At 63.7% G+C, this 26,572-nt stretch carries 24 protein-coding genes and 1 pseudogene; 1 reads left to right on the top strand and 24 read right to left on the bottom strand.

Going from position 1 to position 26,572, the window contains the following annotated elements:
• Nucleotides 1-9: 9 nt before the first annotated feature.
• From nuoL to AVCA_RS12955, 11 genes are all read right to left on the bottom strand, one after another.
• Nucleotides 10-1,857, bottom strand: a complete 1,848-nt coding sequence (gene nuoL, locus AVCA_RS13005) for an NADH-quinone oxidoreductase subunit L (protein WP_012701413.1) — start codon at nt 1,855-1,857, stop codon at nt 10-12.
• Nucleotides 1,854-2,162: an NADH-quinone oxidoreductase subunit NuoK gene (gene nuoK / locus AVCA_RS13000; protein WP_012701412.1), complete on the bottom strand. Its 309-nt coding sequence runs from the start codon at nt 2,160-2,162 to the stop codon at nt 1,854-1,856. The genes nuoL and nuoK overlap by 4 nt, the downstream gene beginning before the upstream one ends.
• Nucleotides 2,163-2,166: 4 nt before the next feature.
• The gene (gene nuoJ / locus AVCA_RS12995) at nt 2,167-2,667 is read right to left on the bottom strand and encodes an NADH-quinone oxidoreductase subunit J (RefSeq protein WP_012701411.1); all 501 of its coding nucleotides are present in this window, start codon (nt 2,665-2,667) and stop codon (nt 2,167-2,169) included.
• Nucleotides 2,668-2,680: 13 nt separating this feature from the next.
• Complete coding sequence (gene nuoI / locus AVCA_RS12990) at nt 2,681-3,229, bottom strand: NADH-quinone oxidoreductase subunit NuoI (protein ID WP_012701410.1); 549 nt, start codon at nt 3,227-3,229, stop codon at nt 2,681-2,683.
• 14 nt (nt 3,230-3,243) lie between these two features.
• Complete coding sequence (gene nuoH, locus AVCA_RS12985) at nt 3,244-4,233, bottom strand: NADH-quinone oxidoreductase subunit NuoH (RefSeq protein WP_012701409.1); 990 nt, start codon at nt 4,231-4,233, stop codon at nt 3,244-3,246.
• Nucleotides 4,230-6,941 carry an NADH-quinone oxidoreductase subunit NuoG gene (nuoG, locus tag AVCA_RS12980; protein WP_012701408.1) on the bottom strand — a complete coding sequence of 904 codons (2,712 nt, stop codon included), beginning with the start codon at nt 6,939-6,941 and terminating at the stop codon, nt 4,230-4,232. Before nuoG ends, nuoH begins: the two co-directional genes overlap by 4 nt.
• A 152-nt stretch (nt 6,942-7,093) precedes the next feature.
• Nucleotides 7,094-8,443 (bottom strand): NADH-quinone oxidoreductase subunit NuoF, encoded by a 1,350-nt coding sequence (gene nuoF, locus AVCA_RS12975; RefSeq protein ID WP_012701407.1) that lies wholly within the window; start codon nt 8,441-8,443, stop codon nt 7,094-7,096.
• Nucleotides 8,440-8,934 carry an NADH-quinone oxidoreductase subunit NuoE gene (gene nuoE, locus AVCA_RS12970; protein ID WP_012701406.1) on the bottom strand — a complete coding sequence of 165 codons (495 nt, stop codon included), beginning with the start codon at nt 8,932-8,934 and terminating at the stop codon, nt 8,440-8,442. Before nuoE ends, nuoF begins: the two co-directional genes overlap by 4 nt.
• 1 nt (nt 8,935) lies before the next feature.
• The gene (gene nuoC / locus AVCA_RS12965) at nt 8,936-10,717 is read right to left on the bottom strand and encodes an NADH-quinone oxidoreductase subunit C/D (protein ID WP_012701405.1); all 1,782 of its coding nucleotides are present in this window, start codon (nt 10,715-10,717) and stop codon (nt 8,936-8,938) included.
• A gap of 76 nt (nt 10,718-10,793) precedes the next feature.
• Nucleotides 10,794-11,468: a NuoB/complex I 20 kDa subunit family protein gene (locus tag AVCA_RS12960; protein ID WP_012701404.1), complete on the bottom strand. Its 675-nt coding sequence runs from the start codon at nt 11,466-11,468 to the stop codon at nt 10,794-10,796.
• Nucleotides 11,469-11,478: 10 nt separating this feature from the next.
• Nucleotides 11,479-11,892, bottom strand: a complete 414-nt coding sequence (locus tag AVCA_RS12955; RefSeq protein WP_012701403.1) for an NADH-quinone oxidoreductase subunit A — start codon at nt 11,890-11,892, stop codon at nt 11,479-11,481.
• A gap of 229 nt (nt 11,893-12,121) precedes the next feature.
• Here AVCA_RS12955 and AVCA_RS26055 point away from each other — a divergent pair, with 229 nt between their 5' ends.
• On the top strand, nt 12,122-12,313 hold the full coding sequence (locus tag AVCA_RS26055) for a hypothetical protein (RefSeq protein ID WP_072432532.1): 192 nt from the start codon (nt 12,122-12,124) through the stop codon (nt 12,311-12,313).
• Nucleotides 12,314-12,322: 9 nt separating this feature from the next.
• On the opposite strand, the gene AVCA_RS12950 is transcribed toward AVCA_RS26055, so the two are convergent.
• From AVCA_RS12950 to AVCA_RS12895, 13 genes and pseudogenes are all read right to left on the bottom strand, one after another.
• Nucleotides 12,323-14,311 (bottom strand): PhoX family protein, encoded by a 1,989-nt coding sequence (locus AVCA_RS12950; RefSeq protein ID WP_012701402.1) that lies wholly within the window; start codon nt 14,309-14,311, stop codon nt 12,323-12,325.
• A 150-nt stretch (nt 14,312-14,461) separates the two neighbouring features.
• Nucleotides 14,462-16,057 (bottom strand): isocitrate lyase, encoded by a 1,596-nt coding sequence (locus AVCA_RS12945; protein ID WP_012701401.1) that lies wholly within the window; start codon nt 16,055-16,057, stop codon nt 14,462-14,464.
• 277 nt (nt 16,058-16,334) lie between these two features.
• Complete coding sequence (locus AVCA_RS12940) at nt 16,335-17,138, bottom strand: secretin N-terminal domain-containing protein (RefSeq protein WP_373860941.1); 804 nt, start codon at nt 17,136-17,138, stop codon at nt 16,335-16,337.
• A 143-nt stretch (nt 17,139-17,281) separates the two neighbouring features.
• Complete coding sequence (locus AVCA_RS12935; RefSeq protein WP_012701399.1) at nt 17,282-17,707, bottom strand: GNAT family N-acetyltransferase; 426 nt, start codon at nt 17,705-17,707, stop codon at nt 17,282-17,284.
• Nucleotides 17,700-18,866, bottom strand: coding sequence for a ribosomal protein uL16 3-hydroxylase (locus AVCA_RS12930; protein ID WP_012701398.1), 1,167 nt, complete (start codon nt 18,864-18,866; stop codon nt 17,700-17,702). Before AVCA_RS12930 ends, AVCA_RS12935 begins: the two co-directional genes overlap by 8 nt.
• 78 nt (nt 18,867-18,944) lie before the next feature.
• Nucleotides 18,945-20,315, bottom strand: a complete 1,371-nt coding sequence (purB, locus tag AVCA_RS12925; RefSeq protein ID WP_041807232.1) for an adenylosuccinate lyase — start codon at nt 20,313-20,315, stop codon at nt 18,945-18,947.
• 98 nt (nt 20,316-20,413) lie between these two features.
• Complete coding sequence (hflD, locus tag AVCA_RS12920; protein ID WP_012701396.1) at nt 20,414-21,037, bottom strand: high frequency lysogenization protein HflD; 624 nt, start codon at nt 21,035-21,037, stop codon at nt 20,414-20,416.
• Nucleotides 21,034-22,152: a tRNA 2-thiouridine(34) synthase MnmA gene (mnmA, locus tag AVCA_RS12915; protein WP_012701395.1), complete on the bottom strand. Its 1,119-nt coding sequence runs from the start codon at nt 22,150-22,152 to the stop codon at nt 21,034-21,036. Before mnmA ends, hflD begins: the two co-directional genes overlap by 4 nt.
• A gap of 72 nt (nt 22,153-22,224) precedes the next feature.
• Nucleotides 22,225-22,659: an NUDIX hydrolase gene (locus AVCA_RS12910; RefSeq protein ID WP_012701394.1), complete on the bottom strand. Its 435-nt coding sequence runs from the start codon at nt 22,657-22,659 to the stop codon at nt 22,225-22,227.
• A gap of 355 nt (nt 22,660-23,014) precedes the next feature.
• A complete protein-coding gene (locus tag AVCA_RS12905) occupies nt 23,015-23,248 on the bottom strand; it encodes a hypothetical protein (RefSeq protein ID WP_041807230.1) in 234 nt (77 codons plus the stop codon).
• Nucleotides 23,249-23,284: 36 nt separating this feature from the next.
• Complete coding sequence (locus tag AVCA_RS26790; RefSeq protein WP_012701392.1) at nt 23,285-23,449, bottom strand: hypothetical protein; 165 nt, start codon at nt 23,447-23,449, stop codon at nt 23,285-23,287.
• A gap of 73 nt (nt 23,450-23,522) precedes the next feature.
• Nucleotides 23,523-23,747: pseudogene (locus AVCA_RS27265) on the bottom strand (transposase domain-containing protein); the annotation flags it as partial.
• A gap of 131 nt (nt 23,748-23,878) precedes the next feature.
• Nucleotides 23,879-26,104, bottom strand: coding sequence for an NADP-dependent isocitrate dehydrogenase (locus AVCA_RS12895; protein ID WP_012701390.1), 2,226 nt, complete (start codon nt 26,102-26,104; stop codon nt 23,879-23,881).
• Nucleotides 26,105-26,572 lie beyond the last annotated feature (468 nt).

Below are 26,572 nucleotides of genomic sequence, written 5' to 3'. Positions count from 1 at the left end.
CGCAAAATGTCAGGCCAACAGCACGATGCCGAGCAGCAGCACGGCACCGCCGACGATGGAGCCGGCATACCAGCGCAACTGGCCGGTCTCGCTGCGACTCAAAACCCCGTGACCGTCGCGCGCCAGGCGCGGAATCACGCTGATGCCACGGTCGATGGGGTCGCGACCGAGCAGGCGGCAGAGCTGCAGGTAGGGAGTGACGAACAGGCGGTCGTAGAGCCAGTCGAAGCCCCAGGCGGCATACCACAGGGGGATCAACTGGCGCGCCGGCTCGCTCCGGGCGATGCCGTCGAGCAGTTGCCGGTCGCCCAGATAGAGGCGCGCGGCGAAGGCGATACCGGCCAGCGCGACGACGGCGGAGATGACTTCCAGCACGTGCTTGGCCCCGCCACCGGCATGGCCGGCGCTTTCCGGCAGCACGCCGTGCAGCGGCGGCACTATCCAGGCGCCGATGAAGGTGGACAGGACGATCAGCACCACGAGCGGCAGGTTGTGGGCGATGCCGTGTCCTTCATGCACCTCGCCCTTGGCCTCGCCATGGAAGGCGATGAAGATCAGCCGGAAGGTGTACAGGGAGGTCAGGAAGGCACCGGCCAGACCGGCGAAGAGCAGCAGGACGCGACCGCTGGCGTAGGCTTCCCAGAGGATTTCGTCCTTGGAGTAGAAGCCCGCGGTCAGCAGCGGCAGGGCGGCCAGCGCCGCGCCGCCGACCAGGAAGCTGGCGTAGGCCAGCGGCAGCTTCTTGCGCAGGCCGCCCATCTTGAAGATGTTCTGTTCGTGGTGGCAGGCGAGGATCACCGAGCCGGAAGCGAGGAACAGCAGGGCCTTGAAGAAAGCGTGGGTCATCAGGTGGAAGATCGCCGCGTCCCAGGCACCGACGCCCAGGGCGAGGAACATGTAGCCGATCTGGCTCATGGTCGAGTAGGCGAGGACACGCTTGATGTCGGTCTGCACCAGGGCGGCGAAGCCGGCCAGCAGCAGGGTCAGGCCGCCGACGATGCCGACCAGGTCGAGGATCTCCGGGGTCAGCAGGTAGAGGCCATGGGTCCGGGCGATCAGATAGACGCCGGCGGTCACCATGGTCGCCGCGTGGATCAGCGCCGAAACCGGGGTCGGGCCGGCCATGGCGTCGGCCAGCCAGGTCTGCAGTGGCAGTTGGGCGGACTTGCCGACCGCGCCGCCGAGCAGCATCAGGGTGGCGATCCACAGCCAGTTGTCGCCTTCCGCGTATTTCTGCGCAGCCAGGCCGACCAGCTCCTGGATGTTCAGGGTGCCGAGATTGAAGAACAGGATGAACAGGCCGATGGCCATGAACACGTCGCCGATGCGGGTGACGATGAAGGCCTTGAGCGCCGCGTTGCCGTTCTTGCGTTCGTGGTAGTAGAAGCCGATCAGCAGGTAGGAGCACAGCCCCACGCCTTCCCAGCCGAAGTAGAGGAACAGCAGGTTGTCGCCCAGCACCAGGAACAGCATGCTGGCGATGAACAGGTTGGTATAGGCGAAGAAGCGCGAGTAGCCCTCTTCACCGCGCATGTACCAACTGGCGAACAGGTGGATCAGGAAGCCCACGCCGGTGACCACGCCGAGCATGGTGACCGAAAGGCCGTCCAGGTAGAGGGTGAAGCTCGGCGCGAAGCCGTCCACGCTCATCCACTGCCACAGCGTCTGGGTGAAGACGCCGCCTTCCGGCGGAGCGCTGTGGAACTGCCAGATGACGTTGGCGGCGGTCAGGGCCGAGAGGCCTACGGAGCCGACGCCGATCAGCGCCGACAGGTTTTCGGAAAGGCGTCCGCGGGAGAAGGCCAGCAGCAGCCAGCCGATCAGCGGAAACAGACAGGTAAGGAATAGTAGGTTCATCCGCGCATCTCGCTGGCAGCGTCGATATCGAGGGTATGGAAGCGGCGATGCAACTGCAGCAGGATCGCCAGGCCGATGCTGGCCTCGGCGGCTGCCAGGGTGATCACCAGAATGAACATGATCTGCCCGTCGGCCTGCGCCCAGCGGCTGCCGGCGACCACGAAGGCCAGGGCGGCCGCGTTCATCATGACTTCCAGACTCATCAGTACGAACAGGATGTTGCGCCGTACCATCAGGCCGATCAGGCCGAGGCTGAACAGCACGCCGGACAGCGCCAGGCCGTGCTCCATGGGAATTGCATTCATCGGGTCACTCCTTGGCTTCGCGGCGGCCGAGGTGATAGGCGGCGACCAGCGCGGCGAGCAGCAGCATGGACGCCAGCTCCACGGCCAGCAGGTAGGGGCCGTACAGGGCGGTGCCCACGGCTTTGGCATCCACCGTCTGCTGGCCGACCAGGGCGCCGTCCGAGGTGCCGAACAGCACGTACAGCAGCTGTACCAGCAGCAGGACGGAGAGCAGCGTCGGTCCGGCCCAGATGCCCGGTTTCAGCCATTGCCGTTCCTGTTCGGCGACGGCCGGGCCGAGGTTGAGCATCATCACCACGAAGACGAAGAGCACCATGATGGCGCCGGCGTAGACGATGATTTCCAGCACGCCGGCGAAGGGAGCGCCGAGGCTGAAGAAACACATGGCTACCGCCAGCAGGGAAACGATCAGATAGAGCAGGGCATGCACGGGGTTGGTGTGGGTGATCACCCGCAGGGTGGACGCCACGGCGAACCCGGCACTGAGGTAGAACGCGAATTCCATCTTTCCTGGGTCCTTAAGGCAGCAGGCCTTTCACGTTGATCGGCTCGGCTTCGTTCTGCGCGGCGCCTTTCGGCTTGCCGGCGATCGCCATGCCCGCCACGCGGTAGAAGTTGTAGTCCGGGTATTTGCCGGGGCCGGAGATCAGCAGGTCCTGCTTCTCGTAGACCAGTTCCTGGCGCTTGTACTCGGACATCTCGAAGTCCGGGGTGAGTTGGATCGCCGTGGTCGGGCAGGCCTCCTCGCAAAGGCCGCAGAAGATGCAGCGCGAGAAGTTGATGCGGAAGAATTCCGGATACCAGCGGCCGTCTTCCTTCTCGGCCTTCTGCAGGGAAATGCAGCCGACCGGGCAGGCCACCGCGCAGAGGTTGCAGGCCACGCAGCGCTCCTCGCCGTCGGGGTCGCGGGTCAGAACGATGCGGCCGCGATAGCGCGGGGGCAGGTAGACGGGTTCTTCCGGATACTGCAGGGTGTCGCGCTTGCGGAAGGCGTGGGAGAACACCATCACCAGGCTGCGCAACTGGGTGAAGGTGCCGTACAGCACTTCTCCGATGTATTTGAACATGACGTGTCTTCTCCTTACTGGGCCGCCAGCACGAACGCGCCGGTCACCAGCAGGTTGAGCAGGGTCAGGGGCAGGCAGAACTTCCAACTGAAAGCCATCACCTGGTCATAGCGCGGGCGCGGCAGGGAAGCGCGCAGCAGGATGAACAGCATGATGAAGAAGGCCGTCTTCAGGGCGAACCAGATGAAGGACAGTTGCGGCAGGATGCCGAACGGGCCGTGCCAGCCACCGAAGAACAGGGTCACCAGCAGTGCCGAAATCAGCACGATGCCGATGTACTCGCCGACGAAGAACATGCCCCATTTCATGCCCGCGTATTCGATATGGTAGCCATCGGCCAGTTCCTGTTCGGCCTCCGGCTGGTCGAAGGGGTGGCGGTGGGTCACCGCGACGCCGGCGATGAAGAAGGTGCAGAAGCCGAGGAACTGCGGAATGATGAACCAGGTGTGCTGCGCCTGGTATTCGACGATGTCGCGCATGTTGAAGGAGCCGGTCTGGGCGACTATGCCCATCAGCGCCAGGGCCATGAACACCTCGTAGGAGATGGTCTGGGCCGAGGCGCGCAGGCTGCCGAGCAGGGCGAACTTGTTGTTGCTCGACCAGCCGGCGAAGAGCACCGCGTAGACCGCGAGGCCGGCCATGGCGAAGAAGAACAGCAGGCCGATGTTGAGATCGGCCACGCCCCAGGTCGGCGTCACCGGGACCACCGCGAAGGCCATCAGCAGGGCGCTCATCGCGACGATCGGCGCCAGGGTGAAGATCAGCCTGTCGGCGAACGGCGGCGTCCAGTCCTCCTTGAAGAACATTTTCAGCATGTCCGCGCCGAGCTGGAACATGCCGAACGGGCCGACCCGGTTGGGACCGTAGCGATCCTGCCAGAGGCCGAGCAGACGGCGCTCGATGAAGCTGAGCAGGGCGCCGCAGACCACCACCACCAGCAGGATGACGATGGCCTTGAGGATGGCGACGACGATCTCGATGAGTTCGGGGGTGATCCAGCTCATTGCGCAGCCTCCTGCAGATCGCTGGCCAGACGGCCGAAGAGTGCGGCGGGAATGCCCGGCAGGCCGGCGGGCAGGGCCACCAGGCCGGTACCCAGGTTTTCGTCCAGACGCAACGGCAGGCGCAGTTCCACGCCCTCGATGCGCAGGCCGAGCAGGGCGCCTTCGTTGACCCCGAGGCGTTCGGCCTCGGCCTTGGCCAGGGCCACGTAGGGCTGCGGGATGCGTTCCTGGATGGGCTCGGCGCGCGCGGTGGTCTCCTCGCTGCCGAACAGGTGATGGATGGGCACCACCTGCCAGTGGCCTTGGGGCGGGTCGAACGCCCGCGGCGGCTCGCTGAACCATGCCAGACGGTCACCCTGGGCCTCGATCAGGCGGATGCCCGGATCGCCGGCGCGCAGGTGGCCGCCCACTTCGTCCTGGAACTTGTTCCAGGCCTGCGGGGAGTTCCAGCCCGGCGACCAGGCGAAGGGAATCTGCTGGCGATTCTCGTTGCTGCCGGCGTAGCCCTCCATGGAGAAGGCGAAGGGGCTGTCCTGGTCCTGCGGCACACGCGGTTCGTGCACGCTGATGTTGGCGCGCATGGCGGTGCGGCCGCTGTAGCGATGCGGCTCGCGGGCCAGCTTCAGGCCCTTGATGCGGAACGCGGCGTTCGGGGCGGCGTCGCGGATGCCGGCCAGTTGCGGACGGGCATCGGCGCAGGCCTCGGTGACGTGATCGAGCTGGGTCCAGTCGACGGAGCGGCCCTGCAGGGTGCTGTGCAGGGCGTGCAGCCAGCGCCAGCCTTCGCGCACCAGGTTGCCAGCATCGTAGTAGCTGGGATCGAAGACCTGGAAGAAGCGCTGGGCGCGGCCTTCCTGACTGACCAGGGTGCCGTCGGCCTCGGCGAAGCTGGCCGCCGGCAGCAGCAGGTGGGCCTGCGCCGCGGTGGCGGTACGCTGGTGATCGGCGACGATCACCGCCTTCGCGGCGGCCAGGGCGGCATTCACCCGGGCCGGCTCGATGCGGCGATAGAGATCGTTCTCCAGGATCACCACGGCATCGGCCTCGCCGCTGGCGAGCCGTTCCAGGGCGGCGTCCAGCGGGGCCCCGCCGAACAGGGTCAGGCCCAGGCTGTTGGCTTCCGGCACGACCAGGCTGATGGCGGCGTTCTTCTGCCGCTTGTGCAGGGCCTTGGCGATGTTCGCCGCGGCTTCCAGGAGGGCCCTGGAGCCAAGCGAGGTACCGGAGACCAGCAGCGGACGCTTGGCGGCCAGCAGGGCGTCGGCGATGCGCTGGGCCAGGGCGGCGGCTTCGGGATCGAGGCCTTCAACCGCCGGCGCCTCGGCGTCGATGGCGTGGGCCACGGCGAAACCGAGACGGGCCAGATCGTCGGGTGCGGCATGCACGCATTCGGCCGCCACGTCATCCAGGCGGGTCGCGGACAGGCTGGCGATGAACAGCGGGCTCAACTCGTGCTGGGCGATGTTGCGCACGGCGGCGTTCAGCCAGGGCTGGACCTTGAGGGCGGCGGCCATTTCCTCGGACTTGACCTTGACCGACTGGCGCAGGGCCAGGGCGATGCGCGCGGCGGTCTGGGTCAGGTCCTCGCCGAGCACGAACACGGCGTCGTGGCTTTCGATCTCGCGCAGCGAGGGAACCGGCAGCGGGCTTTCCTGCATGATGCGCAGCGCCAGTTGCAGCAGTTCCTGCTCACCGGCCGCGACACCGCTGTAGAAGTTGCCGGGACCGACCAGTTCGTGCAGGGCGAAGTTGCTCTCCAGGCTGGCGCGCGGCGAACCGATGCCGATCACGCGGCGGTCCTTCAGCAGGGCCACGGCCCGGTCGAGGGCGGTGTCGATGCCGAGCTTGTCGTTGCCCAGCAGCGGCTGGCGCGGACGATCCGTGCGGTTGACGTAGCCATAGCCGAAACGGCCGCGGTCGCAGAGGAAGTAGTGGTTCACCGAGCCGTTGTAGCGGTTCTCGATGCGGCGCAGCTCGCCGTAGCGTTCGCCGGGGCTGATGTTGCAGCCGACCGAACAGCCATGGCAGATGCTGGGGGCGAACTGCATGTCCCACTTGCGGTTGTAGCGCTCGGAATGGGTCTTGTCGGTGAACACCCCGGTCGGGCAGACCTCGGTGAGGTTGCCGGAGAACTCGCTTTCCAGCACGCCGTCCTCGGCGCGGCCGAAGTAGACGTTGTCATGGGCGCCGTAGACGCCCAGGTCGGTGCCGCCGGCATAGTCCTGGTAGTAGCGCACGCAGCGGTAGCAGGCGATGCAGCGGTTCATCTCGTGGGCGATGAAGGGGCCTAGCTCCTGGTTCTGGTGGGTGCGCTTGGTGAAGCGGTAACGGCGCCTGGCGTGGCCGGTCATCACCGTCATGTCCTGCAGGTGGCAGTGACCGCCTTCCTCGCACACCGGACAGTCGTGCGGGTGGTTGGTCATCAGCCACTCGACGACGCTCTCGCGAAACTGCTTCGCTTCCTCGTCCTCGATGGAGATCCAGGTGTTGTCGGTGGCGGGGGTCATGCAGGACATGACGAGGCGACCGCGTTTGTCGTTCTCGTCGTTGTACTGCTTGACCGCGCATTGTCGGCAGGCGCCGACGCTGCCTAGCGCCGGGTGCCAGCAGAAGTAGGGAATGTCGAGTCCGAGGGACAGGCAGGCCTGGAGCAGGTTGTCCGCGCCATCGACTTCGAACGTCTTGCCGTCTACGTGGATAGTGGCCATGGTTCAGTTTTCTTCAATACCCGCCGCAGCAGGTGTGGCTAATGGAATCCGGTGCTGGCGCTGCGCGTGGCAGCGACCGACGCGGGTCGGGACGGAAGAGTCCACGGGGCAGGAGGGGCCCCGGCTCCGTCCGACCTGCGTTTCGAGCAAATTCAAATCTGTGGAGCGGCGATGCTCTGGCGTGTTTCCACGGGGCTTCCCCGAACGCCGGCCTCGAACTCCTGACGGAAGTACTTGAGGGCGCTGCCCAGCGGCTCGACGGCGCCCGGTGCGTGGGCGCAGAAGGTCTTGCCCGGGCCGAGGAATCTGACCAGTTGCTCCAGGGTCTCCAGGTCGCCGGGCTGGCCTTCGCCGCGCTCCAGGGCGCTCAACAGCTTGACGCTCCACGGCAGGCCGTCGCGGCACGGGGTGCACCAGCCGCAGGATTCGCGGGCGAAGAACTCCTCCAGATTGCGCAGCAGCGAGACCATGTTGATACTGTCGTCCACCGCCAGAGCCAGGCCGGTGCCCATGCGGGTGCCGACCTTGCCTATGCCGCCGGCATACATCTGTGCGTCCAGGTGCTCGGGGAGCAGGAAGCCGGTGCCGGCTCCGCCCGATTGCCAGCACTTGAGCCGGTAACCGTCGCGCATGCCGCCGGCATAGTCCTCGAACAGCTCGCGAGCGGTGATGCCGAAGGGCAGTTCCCAGAGGCCGGGGTTCTTCACCTTGCCGGAGAAGCCCATCAGCTTGGTGCCCATGTCCTCGCTGCCGGGCCGGGCCAGGGATTTGTACCAGTCGACGCCGTTGCCGACGATCGCCGGCACGTTGCTCAGGGTTTCGACGTTGTTCACGCAGGTCGGCTTGCCCCAGACGCCGACGGCGGCCGGGAAGGGCGGCTTGGAGCGCGGGTTGGCGCGGCGCCCTTCGAGGGAGTTGATCAGCGCGGTTTCTTCGCCGCAGATGTAGCGGCCGGCGCCGGTGTGCACGAACAGCTCGAAGTCGAAGCCGCTGCCGAGGATGTTCTTGCCGAGCAGGCCGGCGGCCTTGGCTTCGGCAATGGCGCGGTTGAGGTTGCGGGCGGCATCGATGTATTCGCCGCGCAGGAAGATGTAACCGCGATAGGCCTTCAGCGCCCGGGCGCTGATCAGCATGCCCTCGATCAACTGGTGCGGCAACTGCTCCATGAGCAGTCGGTCTTTCCAGGTGTTCGGCTCCATTTCGTCCGCGTTGCACAGCAGGTAGCGGATGTCGATGGAGTCATCGGCGGGCATCAGGCCCCATTTGATGCCGGTGGCGAAGCCGGCGCCGCCACGTCCCTTGAGGCCGGAGTCCTTGACGATGGCGACGATGTCGGCGGGCGACAGTTCGGCGAGCGCCTTGCGCGCCGCGGCATAGCCGTTCTTCTGCTGGTATTCGTCGAGCCAGACCGGTTCGGCGTCTTCGCGCAGGCGCCAGGTCAGGGGATGGGTTTCCGCCGTGCGGGGAGTGCGGTTGGCGGGACCGATGGAGGTAAGAGTCATGGGTAGGCCTCCAGCAGTTGTTCTATTCCTTCGGGCGTCAGGTTGCCGAAGGTGTCGTCGTCGATCATCACGGCCGGGGCCTTGTCGCAGTTGCCCAGGCAGCACACCGGCAACAGGGTGAAGCGGCCGTCGCGGGTGGTCTGGCCGGGAACGATGCCGAGTTTCTGGCGGAGGGCGGCGAGTACGGTTTCATGGCCACCGATGAAGCAGGTCATGCTGTCGCACACGCGGATCACGTGGCGTCCCACCGGAACACGAAAGATCTGGCTATAGAAGGTGGCCACGCCCTCGACGTCGCTGGCCGGGATGCCGAGAATCTCGCCGATGGCCGGGATGGCGCCGTCCGGCACCCAGCCGCGTTGCTTCTGGACGATCTTCAGCGCCTCGATGGAGGCGGCGCGCGGGTCCTCGTAGTGATGCGTCTCGTGCTCGATGGCCGAGCGCTCGGTTTCGCTGAGGACGAAACGGTCGGTCTGAATAATTGAATTCATGTCAGCGGTCCACGTCGGCCATAACGAAGTCGATGCTGCCCAGGTAGGCGATCAGGTCGGCCACCATGCTGCCGCGGATCACCGAAGGGATCTGCTGCAGGTGGGCGTAGCTCGGGGTACGGATGCGCGTGCGGTAGCTCATGGTGCTGCCATCGCTGGTCAGGTAGTAGCTGTTGATGCCCTTGGTCGCCTCGATCATCTGGAAGGATTCGTTGGCCGGCATCACCGGACCCCAGGACACCTGCAGGAAGTGGGTGATCAGGGTCTCGATGTGCTGCAGCGTGCGCTCCTTCGGTGGCGGCGTGGTCAACGGATGGTCGGCCTTGTAGGGGCCTTCCGGCATGTTCCTCCGGCACTGCTCGATGATCCGCAGGCTCTGGCGCATCTCGCCCAGCTTGACCATGCAGCGGTCGTAGGCGTCGCCGTTGTGCGCCAGCGGGACTTCGAATTCGAAGTTCTCGTAGCCGGAATAGGGGCGCGCCTTGCGCAGGTCGAAGTCGAGACCGGTGGCCCGCAGGCCGGCGCCGGTGACGCCCCATTCCAGTGCCTGCCGGGTGTCGTACCTGGCCACGTCCATGGTGCGGCCGCGCAGGATGCTGTTCTGCAGTGCCGCCTTCTCGTACTCGTCGAGACGCTTGGGCATCCACTCGACGAACTCCTTGACCAGGGCGTCCCAGCCGCGCGGCAGGTCGTGGGCGACCCCGCCGATGCGGTACCAGGCCGGATGCAGGCGGAAGCCGGTGATGGCCTCGACCACCTTGTAGGCGCGCTGGCGGTCGGTGAAGGTGAAGAACACCGGCGTCATGGCGCCGACGTCCTGGATATAGGTACCGAGGTAGAGGAGGTGGTTCAGGATGCGGAAGAACTCCGCCATCATGACGCGGATCACGTCGACCCGCTGCGGCACCTTGATGCCGGCCAGCTTCTCGACGGCCAGCACGTAGGGCAGATTGTTCATCACCCCGCCGAGGTAGTCGATGCGATCGGTGTAGGGAATGAAGCTGTGCCAGCTCTGCCGCTCGGCCATCTTCTCGGCGCCGCGGTGGTGATAGCCGATCTCCGGCACGCAGTCGACGATTTCCTCGCCGTCCAGTTGCAGAATGATACGGAAGGCGCCGTGGGCGGACGGGTGGTTGGGGCCGAGGTTGAGGAACATGAAGTCCTCGTGCTCGCCGCCGCGCTTCATGCCCCACTCCTCGGGCTTGAAGCGCAGGGCTTCCTGCTCCAGATCCTGCTTGGCCGCCGACAGGCTGTAAGGGTCGAATTCGGTGGCGCGGGCCGGATAATCCTTGCGCAGCGGATGGCCTTCCCAGGTCGGCGGCATCAGGATGCGGGTCAGGTGCGGGTGGCCTTCGATGTGGATCCCGTACATGTCCCAGATTTCGCGCTCGTACCAGTTGGCGTTCGGCCAGATGCCGGTGGCGCTGGGTAGCTTGAGGTCGCCCTCCTTCAGGGCGACCTTGATCATCACGTCGCTGTTCCGTTCGATCGACAGCAAATGATAGAAGACGCTGAAGTCGGCCTCCGGCAGGCCGCGGCGTTGGGTACGCAGCCGCTCGTCGACGCCATGCAGGTCATACAGCATGACGTAGGGGCGCGGCAGGTTGCGCAGGAAGCGCAGGACTTCGATGAGTTTTTCCCGTGCTACCCAGAGCACGGGCATGTCCGTGCAGGTGCTTTGTACGGTGAAGGTTTCGGCACCAAAACGGGAGTTGAGTTCGGCGACCACGTCTTGGTCGTCGGCCTTGTACGGCGGAATGGACAGAACGCTGTCTGCAGTCATGGTCTCGGTCGCTTTTGGTCAACGGACAGAATGAGCCTGGGCCTGCCGCGCGGATGGGCGCGCGGGGAAAGCCGGCTCAGACTTCGTCGGGGCTGCGCAGGTTGGTGACCTGGATGCGCTGTTCGCGGCGCAGTTCCCGTTGCGAGGGCATCTCGGCTCGATAGATGCCCTGGTCGCCGACGACCCAGGAAAGAGGCCGGCGCTCCTGACCGATCGACTCCTGCAGCAGCATCAGGCCTTGCAGAAAGGCTTCGGGGCGCGGGGGACAGCCTGGAATGTAGACGTCTATGGGGAGGAACTTGTCGACACCCTGGACGACTGAGTAAATGTCGTACATGCCGCCGGAGTTGGCGCAGGAGCCCATGGAGATCACCCACTTCGGTTCGAGCATCTGCTCGTAGAGGCGCTGGATGATCGGCGCCATCTTGATGAAGCAGGTCCCGGCGATGACCATGAAATCGGCCTGCCGCGGCGAGGCGCGAATGACTTCGGCGCCGAAGCGGGCGATGTCGTGGGGGGCGGTGAACGCGGTGGTCATTTCCACGTAGCAGCAGGAGAGGCCGAAGTTGTAAGGCCACAGGGAATTCTTGCGCCCCCAGTTGACCGCACCGCTCAGCACGTCTTCCAGCTTGCCCATGAATATGTTGCGGTGAACCTGACCCTCGCTGGGGTCCGTTACGGTTTCCCGCTCTCCGATCGGATACTGCTCGTAGGAAGCATCCGGGTCGATCCTGGTGAGTTTGTATTGCATTGCCAAAGCCTCATTGTTTCAGCTTCGCCTGCCGATTACGGCGGCCTTCCGGAGCCCAGTCGAGGGCACCGATCCGCCAGAGATAGACAAGACCCGCCAACAGAATTGCTATGAAAATCATTGCTTCGATGAGCCCGGCCCAGCCGCTTTCGCGAACCGATACCGCCCATGCGAAGAGAAATAGGGCTTCGACGTCGAAGATCACGAAGAGCATCGCGACCAGATAGAATTTGGCCGAAAGGCGCAGGCGCGCACCGCCGGTGGGAACGATGCCGGATTCGAAGGGTTCGTTCTTGCTGCGTCCGACGGCCTTGCTGCCGAGCAGGCGGGAAACACCGAGCATGAAGGCGCACAGGCCGGCGACGCCTAACAGGAAAACTGCGAATCCCCAGTTGTGGGAGAGCGTGGCAACTGCTTCAGACATGCCGGAACTCCTTGATCAAGGAACGGCTTAAAGGATGGATGGCTGCGTCAAAATGTAGCAGCCGCTTGGGGCGGTCACTCTATGCTCGCGCAGCATCGAAAATATTGTTCTGGATCAATTTTCTGCTACAAAAGGGCTCGCCGCGCACTTTCTCGGTGTTGTACCGATCACAATGCGCGGAGGCCGGGAGTCTTGTGATATTGGTTTGCCAGGTGATTGAAAGAGCCGGATGCACCTCGAAGAGAAGGCATTTTTCACGGGAACCAATGTCTTTCATTTCACGATAGCTCATCTGCCGAAAAAGCAAATTTCACCGTCCCGATCCAGACGGCTGGCGATCGGTGCGTTTGCCATGACCCCGAAGCGGAGCTTGGATGGCGCTATTGATCATGACCGGCCCGGGCCGGTCATGCGGCTGTGAAGTCGGGAGTCACAGTACCCGGCGCCAGCCTTCCCGGGTGATGACCACCGTCGAGGAGCGCGGCCGCTTGCCCGGACCATCCGGCCAGGTGCTGAGCAGGTTGTCCGGGGTCGAGCCTTCGCCGGGATGCTGGATGTTGACGAACAGCGTGCGGAAATCCGGCGTGGCGGTGATGCCGGTGACCTCGCAGCCGACGGGTCCGACCAGGAAGCGCTTCAGCTCGCCGCTGTCCGGGTTGGCCACCAGCATCTGGTTGTTGCCGAAGGGGCCGTCGCTGTGCTGGCTGCCGCTCATGTCGGTCTGGATCCACAGGAGTCCCTGGGGATCGAACCAGAGCCCGTCCGGACTGGCGAGGATGTTGTCGGCGCCGAGCGGCTGGTTGTCCGGGCCGCGGCTGTCGCCCTCGGGACCTGCCAGGAGGAAGAGGTCCCAGTTGAAGCGGGTGCCGGTGTGCTCCGGGCTTTCCTCCCGCCAGCGGATGATGTGCCCGTAGGCGTTGTCGGGTCGCGGGTTGGCCGCGTCGGCTTCGGTCCGGTTCGTGTTGTTGGTGAGGGTGAAATAGACTTCGCCGCTTCGCGGATGCACGGCGCCCCATTCCGGACGGTCCATCTTGGTCGCGCCCACGGCGTCGGCAGCCGTGCGGGTATTGATCAGAACCTCGCCCTGGTCGGCGAAGCCGATGCCCTTGGCGGCGCAGGCCGCCTGGAAAGTCGCGTCCTGGATGTCGAGGGGCAGCCAGTCGCCTGTGCCGTCCGCGTTGAAGCGGGCGACGTAGAGGGTGCCTTCGTCGAGCAGGCGGCTGTTATCGGGACGGCCCGGACGGAACTTGTCGCGGCTGACGTACTTGTAGATGTATTCGTTGCGCGAATCGTCGCCCGAATAGCAGACCAGCCGCTTGCCGGGGCCGGTGGGTGCGAAGATCACCCCTTCATGGGCGAAGCGGCCCAGGGCCGTGTGCTTGACCGGCACGGATTGGGGATCGAAAGGATCGATCTCGACGATCCAGCCGAAATGATTGGGTTCGTTGCGGTAGTCGCCGCTGGCCGTTTCGGCCTTGCGGGTGGCGTCGAATCGCTGGAATTCGTCCCCTTCCAGGGTGTTCCAGCCGAAGCGCCCGGTCTTGCCGATGCCGTAGCGTTGTAGTTCGCGCGGCAGTTCGCTGTCCTGGGTTGCGAAATAGTTCGCCCAGTTTTCCTCGCAGGTCAGATAGGTGCCCCAGGGGGTGAAGCCATTGGAGCAGTTGTTCTGGGTGCCGCGGGTGGCGCTGCCGTCGCGGCTGTAGCGGGTGCGCAGCAGGGCGTGGCCGCGTGCCGGACCGCGGATTTCCATCGGCGTGGCGGCGGTTATGCGACGACCGAACTTCGAGTCGCCGACCACTTCCCAGCCGTTGCGTGGAGAGCGCCGGATCTCCACTACCGAAACGCCGTGGGCATTGATTTCCTTGCGCACTTCTTCGGGGATCGTGCGCTTGCCGTCGACCAGGGTCGGGCCGTTGGGGTGCAGCAGCGGCGCATCGATGTATTCGTGGTTGACCACCAGCAGACCGTGTTCGCTGTTATGTCCTTTGCCGTTCCGGGCATCGATGGGGAAGTAGTGCATGCCGTCGTGGTGCATGCCGGTCTGCTCGGCTTGTTCCTGGGCCGTGTTGCTGCCGTCTTCGCGATAGGCCGGATAGCTGCCACAGATCGGCGTGCCCCAGGGAATGAAGGTCTTGGCCTGATACCCCTCGGGTACGCTGATGGTGTCAGCGCGCGTCACGGCCACCGCTTCGAACGCCAGGCGACTGGGCCGCTTGAGCAGACCGCGGGCTTCGCCGGCGTTGCCGGTTCGCGGTACTGTCACGCCAAGGAAGGCCAGCATGCCCATGGCCATACCACCGGCGATCACCTGGCGGCGGCCGATGCCTTGGATCAGATCGTCGATATGCGGATTGTTCGAGTGATTGCTGGGTATTTCGTCGCCATCGCCGGACAGGGCGGTGTCTTTATCGGTCCTCACGGGGTAGCTCCGTCTAGGGGGAGGGAACGGAGACAAACCTAAAGGGTAGGTACGACAGGAGAGTGACAGCGAGGGGAGCGGCGAAACGAGAACATCCCCCGGCAAAGCCGGGGGATGTCGAGGGTCACGCTGGGTGCGAACGGGTTCCGATCAATGGAACTGGTTCATGGTGTTGTCTTTGCCGCCGGCTTTCAGAGCGGCTTCGCCAGCGAAGTATTCCTTGTGGTTGTCGCCGATGTCGGAGCCGGCCATGTTCTGGTGCTTGACGCAAGCGATACTCTGACGGATTTCCTGACGCTGAACGCCCTTCACGTAGGCCAGCATGCCTTCCTCGGCGAAGTAGCCCTTGGCCAGGTTGTCGGTGGACAGCGCGGCAGTGTGGTAGGTCGGCAGGGTGATCAGGTGGTGGAAAATACCGGCCTGGGCCGCGGCGTCGCGCTGGAAGGTGCGGATGCGGGCATCAGCTTCCAGGGCCAGCTCGGTCTCGTCGTACTCCACGCTCATCAGTTTGGCGCGGTCGTACTTGGCGACGTCCTTGCCTTCGGCGGCCCAAGTATCGAACACTTGCTGACGGAAGTTCAGGGTCCAGTTGAACGACGGGCTGTTGTTGTACACCAGCTTGGCGTTCGGGATGGCTTCGCGGATGCGGTCGACCATGCCCTTGATCTGGCCGATGTGCGGCTTCTCGGTTTCGATCCACAGCAGGTCGGCGCCATTCTGCAGGGAAGTGATGCAGTCCAAGACGCAGCGGTCTTCGCCGGTACCCTTGCGGAACTGGAACAGACCGCTGGCCAGGCGCTTCGGACGCAGCAGCTTGCCGTTGCGGTTCAGTACCACGTCGCCGTTCTTCATCTCGGCCGGGCTGATCTCTTCGCAGTCCAGGAAGGCGTTGTACTTGTCGCCCAGGTCGCCTTCCTGACGGGTCACGGCGATCTGCTTGGTCAGGCCGGCACCCAGGGAGTCGGTACGGGCGACGATCACGCCATCGTCCACGCCCAGCTCGAGGAAGGCATAGCGAACGGCATTGATCTTGGCGAGGAAGTCCTCGTGCGGAACGGTCACCTTGCCGTCCTGGTGGCCGCACTGCTTCTCGTCGGAAACCTGGTTTTCGATCTGGATGCAGCAGGCACCGGCTTCGATCATCTTCCTGGCCAGCAGGTAGGTGGCCTCGGCGTTACCAAAGCCGGCGTCGATGTCGGCGATGATCGGCACGACGTGGGTTTCGAAGCCGTCGATCTGCTTCAGGATTTCCTGCTCCTTGGCTTTGTCGCCGGCGTTGCGGGCATCGTCAAGGGCGCTGAACAGCAGGTCCAGTTCGCGGGCATCGGCCTGGCGCAGGAAGGTGTACAGCTCTTCGATCAGCGAGGAGACCGCGGTCTTCTCGTGCATGGACTGGTCGGGCAGCGGGCCGAAGTCGGAGCGCAGGGCTGCCACCATCCAGCCGGACAGGTACAGGTACTTCTTGTCGGTGGTCTTCAGGTGCTTCTTGATGGAGATCAGCTTCTGCTGGCCGATGAAACCGTGCCAGCAGCCCAGGGACTGTGTGTAGACGGACGAATCGGCGTCGTACTCGGCCATGTCCTTGCGCATGATGGCCGCAGTGTACTTGGCGACGTCCAGACCGGTCTTGAAACGGTTCTGGATGCGCATGCGGGCGGCGTATTCCGGGTTGATGGCGCTCCAGGCGCTGCCGTTCTTCTCTTTGAGGGCAGCAAGGGCCTTGATCTCGTTTTGATATGCAGACATGGTCGATCCTTCAAAGTTGGAAATGGTTGAGCGATTCCCACCTGAACCTGCATGTAGTCGATGATCGATACGGACAACACGCGGTAAAAACGTCGAACCTTGTGGGCAGTACAGGCACAGAGCCTAGCTCGGCTGGTTGGCTGGAGCTGGCTCCGGAGACCCTTGCCAGGGCCCCTGGTTAGCGGGAGCGAGGCAATCATGCCTAGGCAGGCATCCGTCGTCAACGAATTTGTAGTGAAATTTTTCGAGCACTACACGAAGGTATGAGAAGAGCGCTTCATTCCAGGATCTCGACCCGCAGGCGCGTGGACAGTTCTTCGCGAGTGGATGCGGAGTAGCGGCGCAGCAATGCCTGCTGGTCGTTGCCGCGGCTTTCGCTGCTGTTGCCGAGGTCGATCCATTCTCCTAGACGGCCGCTGACCTGGGTATCCAGTTGCTGGACGTCGATCGCGCCGGGCAGGGAAGGGTCCAACTGCTCATTGCTGCTGCTCAGAGCGATATGCACGATATCGCCGGAGATCCTCGCGGTAACGTAGACGCCGCGGGTGATATCGCGGTAGTAGGTCTCGCGGTACAGCTGTCCGTAGGGGCCGATCCGGGTGTCATGCAGCGGTACGCTCCGGCCGGTCTGGATCAGTGCCGGATAGCCTTCGGTGGCCTGGATCCGTTGCAGGGCGTCGCCCTGTCGGTCGGTGCCGTGGCTCAGGATGCGCAGCCGGTTCCCGTCCTGGATCTGGCCATTCCGGATCTCCACGCCGCCGCTGTCGACCGAGCCGCCGGCGCTGTAGCCGTACTGCGTGCCGCTGCGTGCCGCACTGCTGTCGACGGTGATCAGCAGGCGCCTGGGCGGGATGTCCAACTGCTCGAGCAGGGCGCGCAGTTCCTGCACCTGCGCTGCCGGGGCGTTGACGATGAGCTGGTTGCCATGGGCATGGATTCGCCCCTCATCGCCGATCAGCGCGTGCGCCACGGGCAGCATTTCGTCGGCCATCCGGTGATTCAGCTGGATGATTTCGGTGGCAGCCAGTGCGCAGGACGAGGCCAGCGTCAGCAACACGATGAACAGTCTGCAGGTCTTCATGGGGAACTCGGCGGGAAATCGATATGCCGACATTCTAGGAGCATGGGACGGAGGACGTCTGCCGAAGTGTCCGCAGGTCTGGCGCCCTGCGTGGCCCCCGTGGAGGAGGGCCATGCAGGGCGTTCGGCTGTGAAGACGGTCGCTCAGTCGGCCTGGCGCACCATCTCTACATGAGGAATGCCGGCATCCAGGTATTCACCGCTGATTACTACGAATCCCAAGCGTTCGTAGAAGCGCGTGGCCTGCACCTGGGCGCTCAGGAGCTGGCGGCGAAACCCGCGCCTCTCGGCCTCGGCGATCGCCATGCGCATCAAGGCGGCGCCGATCCTCAGGCTGCGCCAGTCCTTGAGGACCGCGACACGGCCGATGTGGCCATCACGCAGCAGGCGTGCCGTACCAACGGCGAATTCACCCGCGAAGGCGAGGAAGTGGACGGCTTCTTGATCCTCGCTATCCCACTCCAGTTCGGGGGGCACTGCCTGTTCGGCGATGAAGACGCTGTCGCGGATTCGCCGGATGTCCTCATTGTCCTTCTGCCAGTCGGCGATCCGCACCTGGATTTCAGTCATCGGCGAATTCCAGGCTGCCTTGCACGAGCAACTGCCAGAGGAGCTGACGGCCGTCCTCGTCCGCCACCCAGGAGGCCAGGTTGTCCGCATGCAGGGCATCGGCGCTGCAGATCAGCTTGAGCAGCTCGCGCAGGCGACCGGGGAGCTGGCGGCTCTGGCCGCTGGCGAACAGCAGCAGGTCCTGGCCGACCTCGGACCAGGCCAGGCGGGCGCTGGGATTGCGGATCAGTACGCCACCCTCCTGCAGGTTGGTCAGGAAATCCTGCTCCTGCATTTCCGCGCCGGCGACCAGTTCGGGATAGCGCGGTTCGGTCATGAACTGGCCGAACCAGGTGAGCAGCAGGCGCTCGTCGCCCATGTGCTCCTGAATCAGGCCTTTGAGGCGTTCCAGTGCATCGCGCTGGATCTGGTGCGGGTCCTCGCAGGGACCTATGCCCGGATCGCCGTAGCGCTCCTCGTCGGGCAGAAACTGGGCGAGGAAATCGGTGAAATGGGTGAGCACTTCAGCGGCGCTGGGGGCACGGAAGCCCACCGAATAGGTCATGCACTCGTCGACCGCGGTACCGAAGTGGGCCAGACGGGGTGGCAGATAAAGCATGTCGCCTGGCTCCAGCACCCAATCCTCGCCGTTCTGGAATTCGGCGAGGATGCGCAGGTCGGCATGTTTCAGCAGCGGGCTATCGCTGTCGCACATCTGGCCGATCCGCCAGCGCCGCTTGCCGTATCCCTGCAGCAGGAACACGTCATAGTTGTCGTAGTGTGGCCCTACGCCACCCCCTGGCGCGGCATAGCTGATCATCACATCGTCGATGCGCCAACTGGGCAGAAAGCGGAAGTTTTCCAGCAGTTCGGCGACCTCGGGAACGAACTGGTCGACTGCCTGGACCAGCAGGGTCCAGTCGCGCTCGGGCAGGTTCCGGTAGGTTTCCTCGTCGAACGGGCCACGGCGCAGTTCCCAGGGGTGGTTGCCGTGCTCGATGATCAGGCGCGACTCGACTTCTTCCTCGAGCGACAGGCCGGCCAGTTCGTCCGGCGAGATGGGGCTTTCGAAGCCGGGGACGGCCTGGCGGATCAGCAGGGGCCTCTTCTGCCAGTAGTCGCGCAGGAACTCGCGTGCGCTGATGCCCCCCAGGAATTGAAGTGGAATGTCGGAAGTCATGGGTAACCCCTTGCTCTACAGGGAGAGCTGAAAATAAAAACGCCCGGCGCTGCCGGGCGTGGAGATGACGAGACGAAATCAGATGCGCTTGGCCTGGGCGACCGCATTGCCGATATAGGCGGAAGGGGTCAGCTTGTGCAGCTCGGCCCTGGCGCCTGCGGGAATGTCCAGGGTATCGATGAAGGTCTTGAGCGCTTCGGGGCTGATCCCTTTGCCGCGAGTCAGTTCCTTGAGCTTTTCGTAGGGATTGGCGACGCCATAGCGGCGCATCACGGTCTGGATCGGTTCCGCCAGCACTTCCCAGCAGGCATCCAGATCTTCGGCGAGACGCTGGGCGTTCAGCTCCAGCTTGCCGATTCCCTTGAGGGTGGCTTCGTAGGCGATGAGGCTGTGGGCGAGGCCGACGCCGAGGTTGCGCAACACGGTGGAGTCGGTCAGGTCTCGCTGCCAGCGGGAGATCGGCAGCTTGCTGGCCAGGTGCTGGAGAATCGCATTGGCAATGCCGAGGTTGCCCTCGGAGTTCTCGAAGTCGATCGGGTTGACCTTGTGCGGCATGGTCGAGGAGCCGATTTCGCCGGCCACTGTCTTCTGCTTGAAGTAGCCGAGGGCAATGTAGCCCCACACGTCGCGGTCGAAGTCGATCAGGATGGTGTTGAAGCGAGCGATGCCGTCGAACAGCTCGGCGATGTAGTCGTGCGGCTCGATCTGTGTGGTGTAGGGGTTCCAGCTCAGGCCCAGCTCCCCCTCGACGAACTCGCGGGCGTTGGCCTCCCAGTCGACATCCGGGTAGGCCGACAGGTGGGCGTTGTAGTTGCCCACGGCGCCGTTGATCTTGCCCAGCAGCGGCACGGACTCGATCTGCGCGATCTGGCGTTCGAGGCGATAGACCACATTGGCCAGTTCCTTGCCCATGGTGGTCGGCGAAGCCGGCTGACCGTGGGTACGCGACAGCATCGGCACCCCGGCGAACTGCACGGCCAGGGCGCGGATGGCTTCGGCCAGTCGACGCATCAGCGGCAGCAGCACGCTATCGCGGCCTTCGCGCAGCATCAGGGCGTGGGACAGGTTGTTGATGTCCTCGCTGGTGCAGGCGAAATGAATGAATTCGCTCACCTCGGCCAGTTCCGGCAGCTTGCCGGCCTGTTCCTTGAGCAGATACTCGATGGCCTTGACGTCATGGTTGGTGGTGCGTTCGATCTCCTTGACGCGCTCGGCGTGCTCCAGCCGGAAATTTTCGGCCAGCTCGTCCAGCAGGGCGGTGGCTTCGGCTGAAAAGGGGGCTACCTCGGGGATGCCGTTGTGGGCAGCCAGGCGTTGCAGCCAGCGGACCTCCACCATGACCCGGAAGCGGATGAGTCCGAATTCGCTGAAGATCGGGCGCAGGGCACTGGTTTTGCCGGCGTAGCGGCCATCGACGGGGGACACCGCGGTGAGCGAGGAGAGCTGCATGGGGGAGGTCTCGGACAGTCGGGCTACAAAAAGGGCTGCAATGATACACGAAGGCGAAGGGGCGACCGAGCACAATCTTCCTTCGGCCGACCGGCTTCTCAGTTGCGCCGTATCAACGGATAGAGCTCGTCGAGCAGTTTGCGGCGGCTGAACACCAGTTGCCAGCGGTGCCCGCCGAGCTGGCGCCACAGGCGCGCCGAGCGGATGCCGGCGAGCAGGAGCGCGCGGATCCTGGCGGCGTTGGCCGGATTCTGCAGGTGGCGCATCTCGCCGTGTACCTGGATGCGCTGGCGGAAGGTGCTCAGTGTGTCCTCGTACAGGGAGGCGAAGGCGGCGACCACGCTCTCGTGAGTCAGGCCCAGGTGTTGAACCTGCAACTGGATCTGGTCCAGGCGCCGCCCCATGAGTTGCAGCATGTCGTCGCGCTTGTCCAGTTGTCGCTCCAGGGTGACCAGCGCCAGCGAGTAGCGTAATGGCTCGCGCTGCAGACTTTGCGGGTTGCGTTCGAGTGCACTGGCCAGGGCTCGGTAGCCATCGAGCAGGTTGAGGTCATCGCCTCCGTAGACTTCGAGCGTGTCCTTGGGGTTACGCACCAGTAGACTGCCGAGCATGCAGGCGAGATGGGCCTCGCCAGCCAATCCCGTCTTGGCGATCCTGTCGACCAGGTAGGCCGACTCGAATATGGCGCCAAGGGCGATCAATTGTTCCTGTCTGGGCGTCATGGCTGCTCGTCCTCGCGTTTCCATGGCTCGGCAGTCTCGATGACACCGCCACCCAGGCAGACATCTCCATCGTAGAGCACCACGGATTGACCGGGGGTCACGGCACGCTGGGGCTCGTCGAACAGGACCCGGAAGCCTTGGTCGGTCTTTTCCAGGGTACAGGTCTGGTCACCCTGCCGATAACGAACCTTGGCGGCCAGACGCCGTGGGAGCGGGAAGTCGGGCGGATTCACCCAGAACATCTCCGAGGTGTGCAGGGCCCGGGAGAACAGCCAGGGGTGCTGGTTGCCCTGGCCGACGATCAGCACGTTGCGGGTCAGGTCCTTGGCCAGCACATACCAGGGATCTTCGGTAGCATTTTTCATTCCGCCGATGCCAAGCCCCTGACGCTGGCCGATCGTATGGTACATCAGGCCATGGTGCTGGCCGATGACCTTGCCTTCGGTGGTTTCGATGGGGCCGGGCCGGGCAGGCAAGTATTGCTTGAGAAAGTCGCCGAAGCGGCGCTCGCCGATGAAGCAGATCCCGGTGGAGTCCTTTTTTCTGGCCGTGGCCAGGCCGTGCAGTTCGGCGATGGCGCGCACGGCCGGTTTCTCCAGCTCTCCGACCGGGAACAGGGATTTGGCGAGTTGTTCGCTGGCTACGGCATGCAGGAAGTAGCTCTGGTCCTTGTTGGGATCGAGCCCCTTGAGCAGTTCGGTTCTATCCTCGGCATCGCGCCGTCGTACATAGTGTCCGGTCGCTATCATGTCGGCACCGAGCGACAGGGCATAATCGAGGAAAGCCTTGAACTTGATCTCGCGGTTGCACAGGATGTCCGGATTCGGCGTGCGCCCGGCCTTGTACTCGGCGAGAAAGTGTTCGAATACGTTGTCCCAGTATTCGGCGGCGAAGTTGGCGGTATGCAGCCTCATGCCGATCCTGTCGCAGACGGCCTGTGCATCGGCAAGGTCCTCCTTGGCGGTACAATATTCGGTGCCGTCGTCCTCTTCCCAGTTCTTCATGAACAGACCCTCCACCTGATACCCCTGTTGCAGGAGCAGGAGGGCGGAAACGGAAGAGTCCACGCCGCCGGACATGCCGACGATCACGCGGGTATGGGCGGGATCATGCATAGGAAGAGTCGGGTCCTGAAAAGGAAAGGATTCTATCAGGGGCGCGGGCTTGGCTGCGAAGGTTCGGACTGTTCAACGAACGAGGCTCAGCGGGAAGCGCTCTCCGCTCAGGTAGTCGTCGATGCAGCGCAGTACCAGCGGGCTGCGCAGGCATGCCTGCCGCTCGAGCAATTGCTCGCGGCTCAGCCAGCGGGGACCTATGATGCCCTCGTCGAGCTGGTGGTCGGCGACTGGCTGCAAGGCGCGCGCAGCGAAGCAGATGCGCTGATAGGTCACGCCATTGTGGGCTCTGTAGAGGTAGATACCGATCACGGCCGTGAGCTCCACCTGCCAGCCGGTTTCCTCCAGGGTTTCGCGCAGGGCGGCCTCGGTCAGGCTCTCGTTGGGTTCGAGATGTCCCGCAGGTTGATTGAGGACACGGCGCCCATCCTGCAGCTCTTCTACCAGAAGAAAGAGACCGTTGTTCTCCACGATAGTGGCGACGGTGATATGTGCCTGCCAATCCATGAATGCGTCCGGATGAGCGCTGATGGGAGCGGCATTATACGCGCTGGTGACTTTGGGGGTACACGATGCGGCCTTTATTGTCGGCTGAGGTTGGAAACTGTCATGGTTGAAACGAAACCTCGACGTGGACCTAATGTCAGTCAGTTAAGCTGACTGGAATTTTTCGTTCTGGGATAACTTATCCGAACGAGGTTTCACTACGCGCGGATAGTGCCGCTCACGCCGGAGCGGCAGCATGCAGTAGCGAGCCTGCGACCGGTGTTCCATCGGTCACGGCGGGATCGTGCCCGGAATGGCGCAAGGTTCCGGCGATCGCAATGTATTGTTGTCGTGCCTGGGCAGACGGACCAGCCGGTCATCGGGTCCCAGGCTCCCCATGGAGCAGTGGCGATTTGGCGCGCATCAGCCAGTGACGCTCGACATCTCGTCCCGGCCAATCGAATAGGAAGGCGGCCGAGTAGCAAGCGCGCTTGAAAAGGGTCAGTGAGTGTTCGCAGACGACGTCGGCCAGTCCCCGAGCGTAACTGAGCTCGCCGACGGCATGGTTGCCGAAGCGGGCTGCACGGATCGGATGGCTGTAGGTATCCATCAGGTCGACCCGCGCATCTGAGGCCAGGCTCCGGCTCTACTGGTTACGTCCGCCGGAAAAGGCTTCGCGGTTTTCCGCAGTGTCCGGCATCGACCAGACCACGCCATCGGCGGCGAAAATGCGCAGTCCGCGAAAGCGAGCCGAAGCCGGCGGCTTCACGGCCAACCACGCACGGGCCAACTGCTCGAACAGCGCGGCCATCGGGGCCTCGTTCAGACGCTGTCGAGTAGTCTGTACGGCTGCACTGGGTGCAGGCGTCAGGCCGCTGTTGCACGACCAGCCGGATGGGCTCGCTCTTGAATAGGGCCATCCCGACGACCAGCCAGGTGATGTGCTCGGCCGGCAGGCGCCGACGGCGCAAGGAAACCGTGCCGATCAGTATCGGTGCCTCTTCGATCCGGCAGGGGCGATCAACAGGGCGAAGTGCTCGAACGAGGCGGGATCGAGTTCGGCGGTCTGCCGGAGTGCTTGCTGAAGCGGCATAAAAAAACAGGCCCATGGATTTCCATGAGCCTGTTTCTATCGTTTCACCCCTGCCGGGCCAATGCCTCGACTGATTGGTATTAGGCGCGGCCAGGGTTTTGTAGCCATGGAGGCGAGATGTAGCCTCCGCGCGCTTGGTGCAGCGTCTTATGCAAGAGGTGCCAGAGCCGCGTTGAAAGTAGCGCTCGGGCGCATGGCCTTGCTGGTCAGGTCGGTATTCGGATGGTAGTAGCCAGCGATATCCACAGGCTTGCCTTGGGCTGCAGCCAACTCGCCGACGATCTTGGTCTCGTTGTCGGTCAGAGCCTTGGCAATGCCGGTGAACTGGGCTTGCAGTTCCTTGTCCTCGGTTTGCGCTGCCAATGCCTGGGCCCAGTAGAGTGCCAAGTAGAAGTGGCTACCGCGGTTATCGATCTCGCCAACCTTACGTGCCGGCGATTTGTTGTTATCGAGAATCTTGCCGGTAGCCTGGTCCAGGGTGCTGGCCAGGACAAGCGCTTTCGGGTTCTTGTAGGCGTTGCCCAAGTGCTCCAGGGATGCGGCAAGAGCGAGGAACTCGCCGAGCGAATCCCAACGCAGGTAACCTTCCTCGAGGAACTGCTGGACATGCTTGGGAGCCGAGCCGCCCGCGCCGGTTTCGAACAGACCGCCGCCGCTCATCAGCGGGACGATCGACAACATTTTGGCGCTGGTACCCAGTTCCATGATCGGGAACAGGTCGGTCAGGTAGTCGCGCAGGACGTTGCCGGTGACGGAAATGGTGTCCTTGCCTTCGCGGATGCGGGCCAGCGAGAAGCGGGTTGCCTCGACCGGCGACAAGATGCGGATGTCGAGACCGCTGGTATCGTAGTCCTTCAGGTAACGCTCGACCTTGGCAATAACCTGGGCATCATGGGCACGCGCCGGGTCCAGCCAGAACACCGCCGGGGTATTGGTGGCGCGGGCGCGGTTGACGGCCAGCTTGACCCAGTCCTGGATCGGGGCGTCTTTCGCCTGGCACATGCGCCAGATGTCGCCGGCCTCGACGCTTTGCTCCAGCAAGAGCTTGCCGCTTTCATCGGTCACACGGACCACGCCGTCTGCAGGAATCTGGAAGGTCTTGTCGTGGGAGCCGTATTCCTCGGCTTTCTGAGCCATCAAACCGACGTTGGGCACGCTGCCCATGGTGGTGGGGTCGAAGGCGCCGTGCTGCTTGCAGTCCTCGATGACCACCTGGTACACGCCGGCATAGCAACGGTCGGGGATGACCGCCTTGGTGTCATGCAGCTTGCCGTCGGGGCCCCACATCTTGCCGGAGTCGCGGATCATCGCCGGCATCGAGGCGTCGACGATGACGTCGCTCGGCACATGCAGGTTGGTGATGCCCTTGTCGGAGTTCACCATCGCCAATTGCGGGCGCTGGGCGTAAACCGCCTGGATGTCGGCCTCGATTTCCTTCTGCTTTGCTTCGGGAAGAGTCTTGATCCGGGCGTAGAGATCACCGATGCCATTGTTGACGTCGAAGCCGATCTGCTTCAGCACCTCTGCGTGCTTGGTGAGGGCGTCCTTGTAGAACTCGGAGACGATCTGGCCGAACATGATGGGGTCGGACACCTTCATCATGGTCGCCTTCAGGTGCACGGACAGCAGTACTCCCTGCTTCTTCGCATCCTCGATTTCAGCGGCGATGAAGTTGCGCAAGGCGTTCTTGCTCATTACCGAAGAGTCGATGATCTCGCCAGCCTGAACAGAGGTCTTTGCCTTCAGAACAGTGCTGCTGCCGTCTTTGGCGATCAGCTCGATTTTCACACTGCCGGGGGCGCCAATCAGAGCGGCCTTCTCGCTGCCGTAGAAATCACCGTTGTCCATGTGGGCGACATGGGACTTGGAGTCCGCACTCCAGGCGCCCATCTTGTGAGGGTGCTTTCTGGCGTAGTTCTTGACGGACAGGGGCGCGCGGCGGTCGGAGTTGCCTTCGCGCAGGACGGGGTTCACGGCGCTGCCCTTGATCTTGTCGTAGCGGGCCTTGACGTCCTTCTCGGTGTCGGTCTTGGGCTCTTCAGGGTAGTCCGGGAGCTTGTAGCCCTGCTGCTGCAGTTCCTTGATGGCGGCCTTGAGTTGCGGGACGGAGGCGCTGATGTTCGGCAGCTTGATGATGTTGGCGTCCGGCGTGGTGGCCAGTTTTCCCAGTTCGGCCAAATCGTCGGAGATTTTCTGGGTATCGGTCAGGTATTCGGGGAAGGTTGCGATGAGGCGGCCTGCAAGGGAGATATCGCGGGTTTCAACGGCGATACCTGAAGATCCGGTGAACGCTTTGATGATGGGAAGCAGAGAGTAAGTCGCCAGTGCGGGTGCTTCATCAGTGAGCGTATAGATAATCTTCGGTGTGGACATTTTTTACGTTAACCCCTCTGTATTGCTACATTTGCAAGTGCACAAACTCTTGATGCTCGCAGGGTAGGCGAAGTCGCCTAAAGGCATCAATGAGCGTAAAGTCGAGGTTCCTGGGGGGAGATGTCCCGGATCCCTTGGGTCGAAATTTTCCAAGGGCGGTGGTTGCCAGGTTCAAGTCTGCATGCTGCTTGGGTTTAGAGTGGCTCATTCCAGATTGGCTCTGGATCCAATGTCCTTTCAGTTGCGCCGAGTATATCAGTGCGACATATCTTTTGCATTCGCAGGATTTCGAGGCTGTGTGGCGCGCTGGCCGAGCGCCTGCGTTGACGACGAGCGGCAAAGTCGGGGCGTGAGGCCGGTCTTTCCGGTCTCACGGGGAAGGTAGACACCTGCCATGGGGGAGGTGGGTGGTAGGACGGGCTGGTAACAGTCGAGCCGCACCGTTGGAAGAGGCGATCTACCTGCAGA

This window comes from Azotobacter vinelandii CA (assembly GCF_000380335.1).
GTDB lineage: Bacteria > Pseudomonadota > Gammaproteobacteria > Pseudomonadales > Pseudomonadaceae > Azotobacter > Azotobacter vinelandii.
The sequence above is the reverse complement of the archived record's forward strand: the minus strand, read 5'-3'. Positions and strand labels throughout refer to the sequence as shown.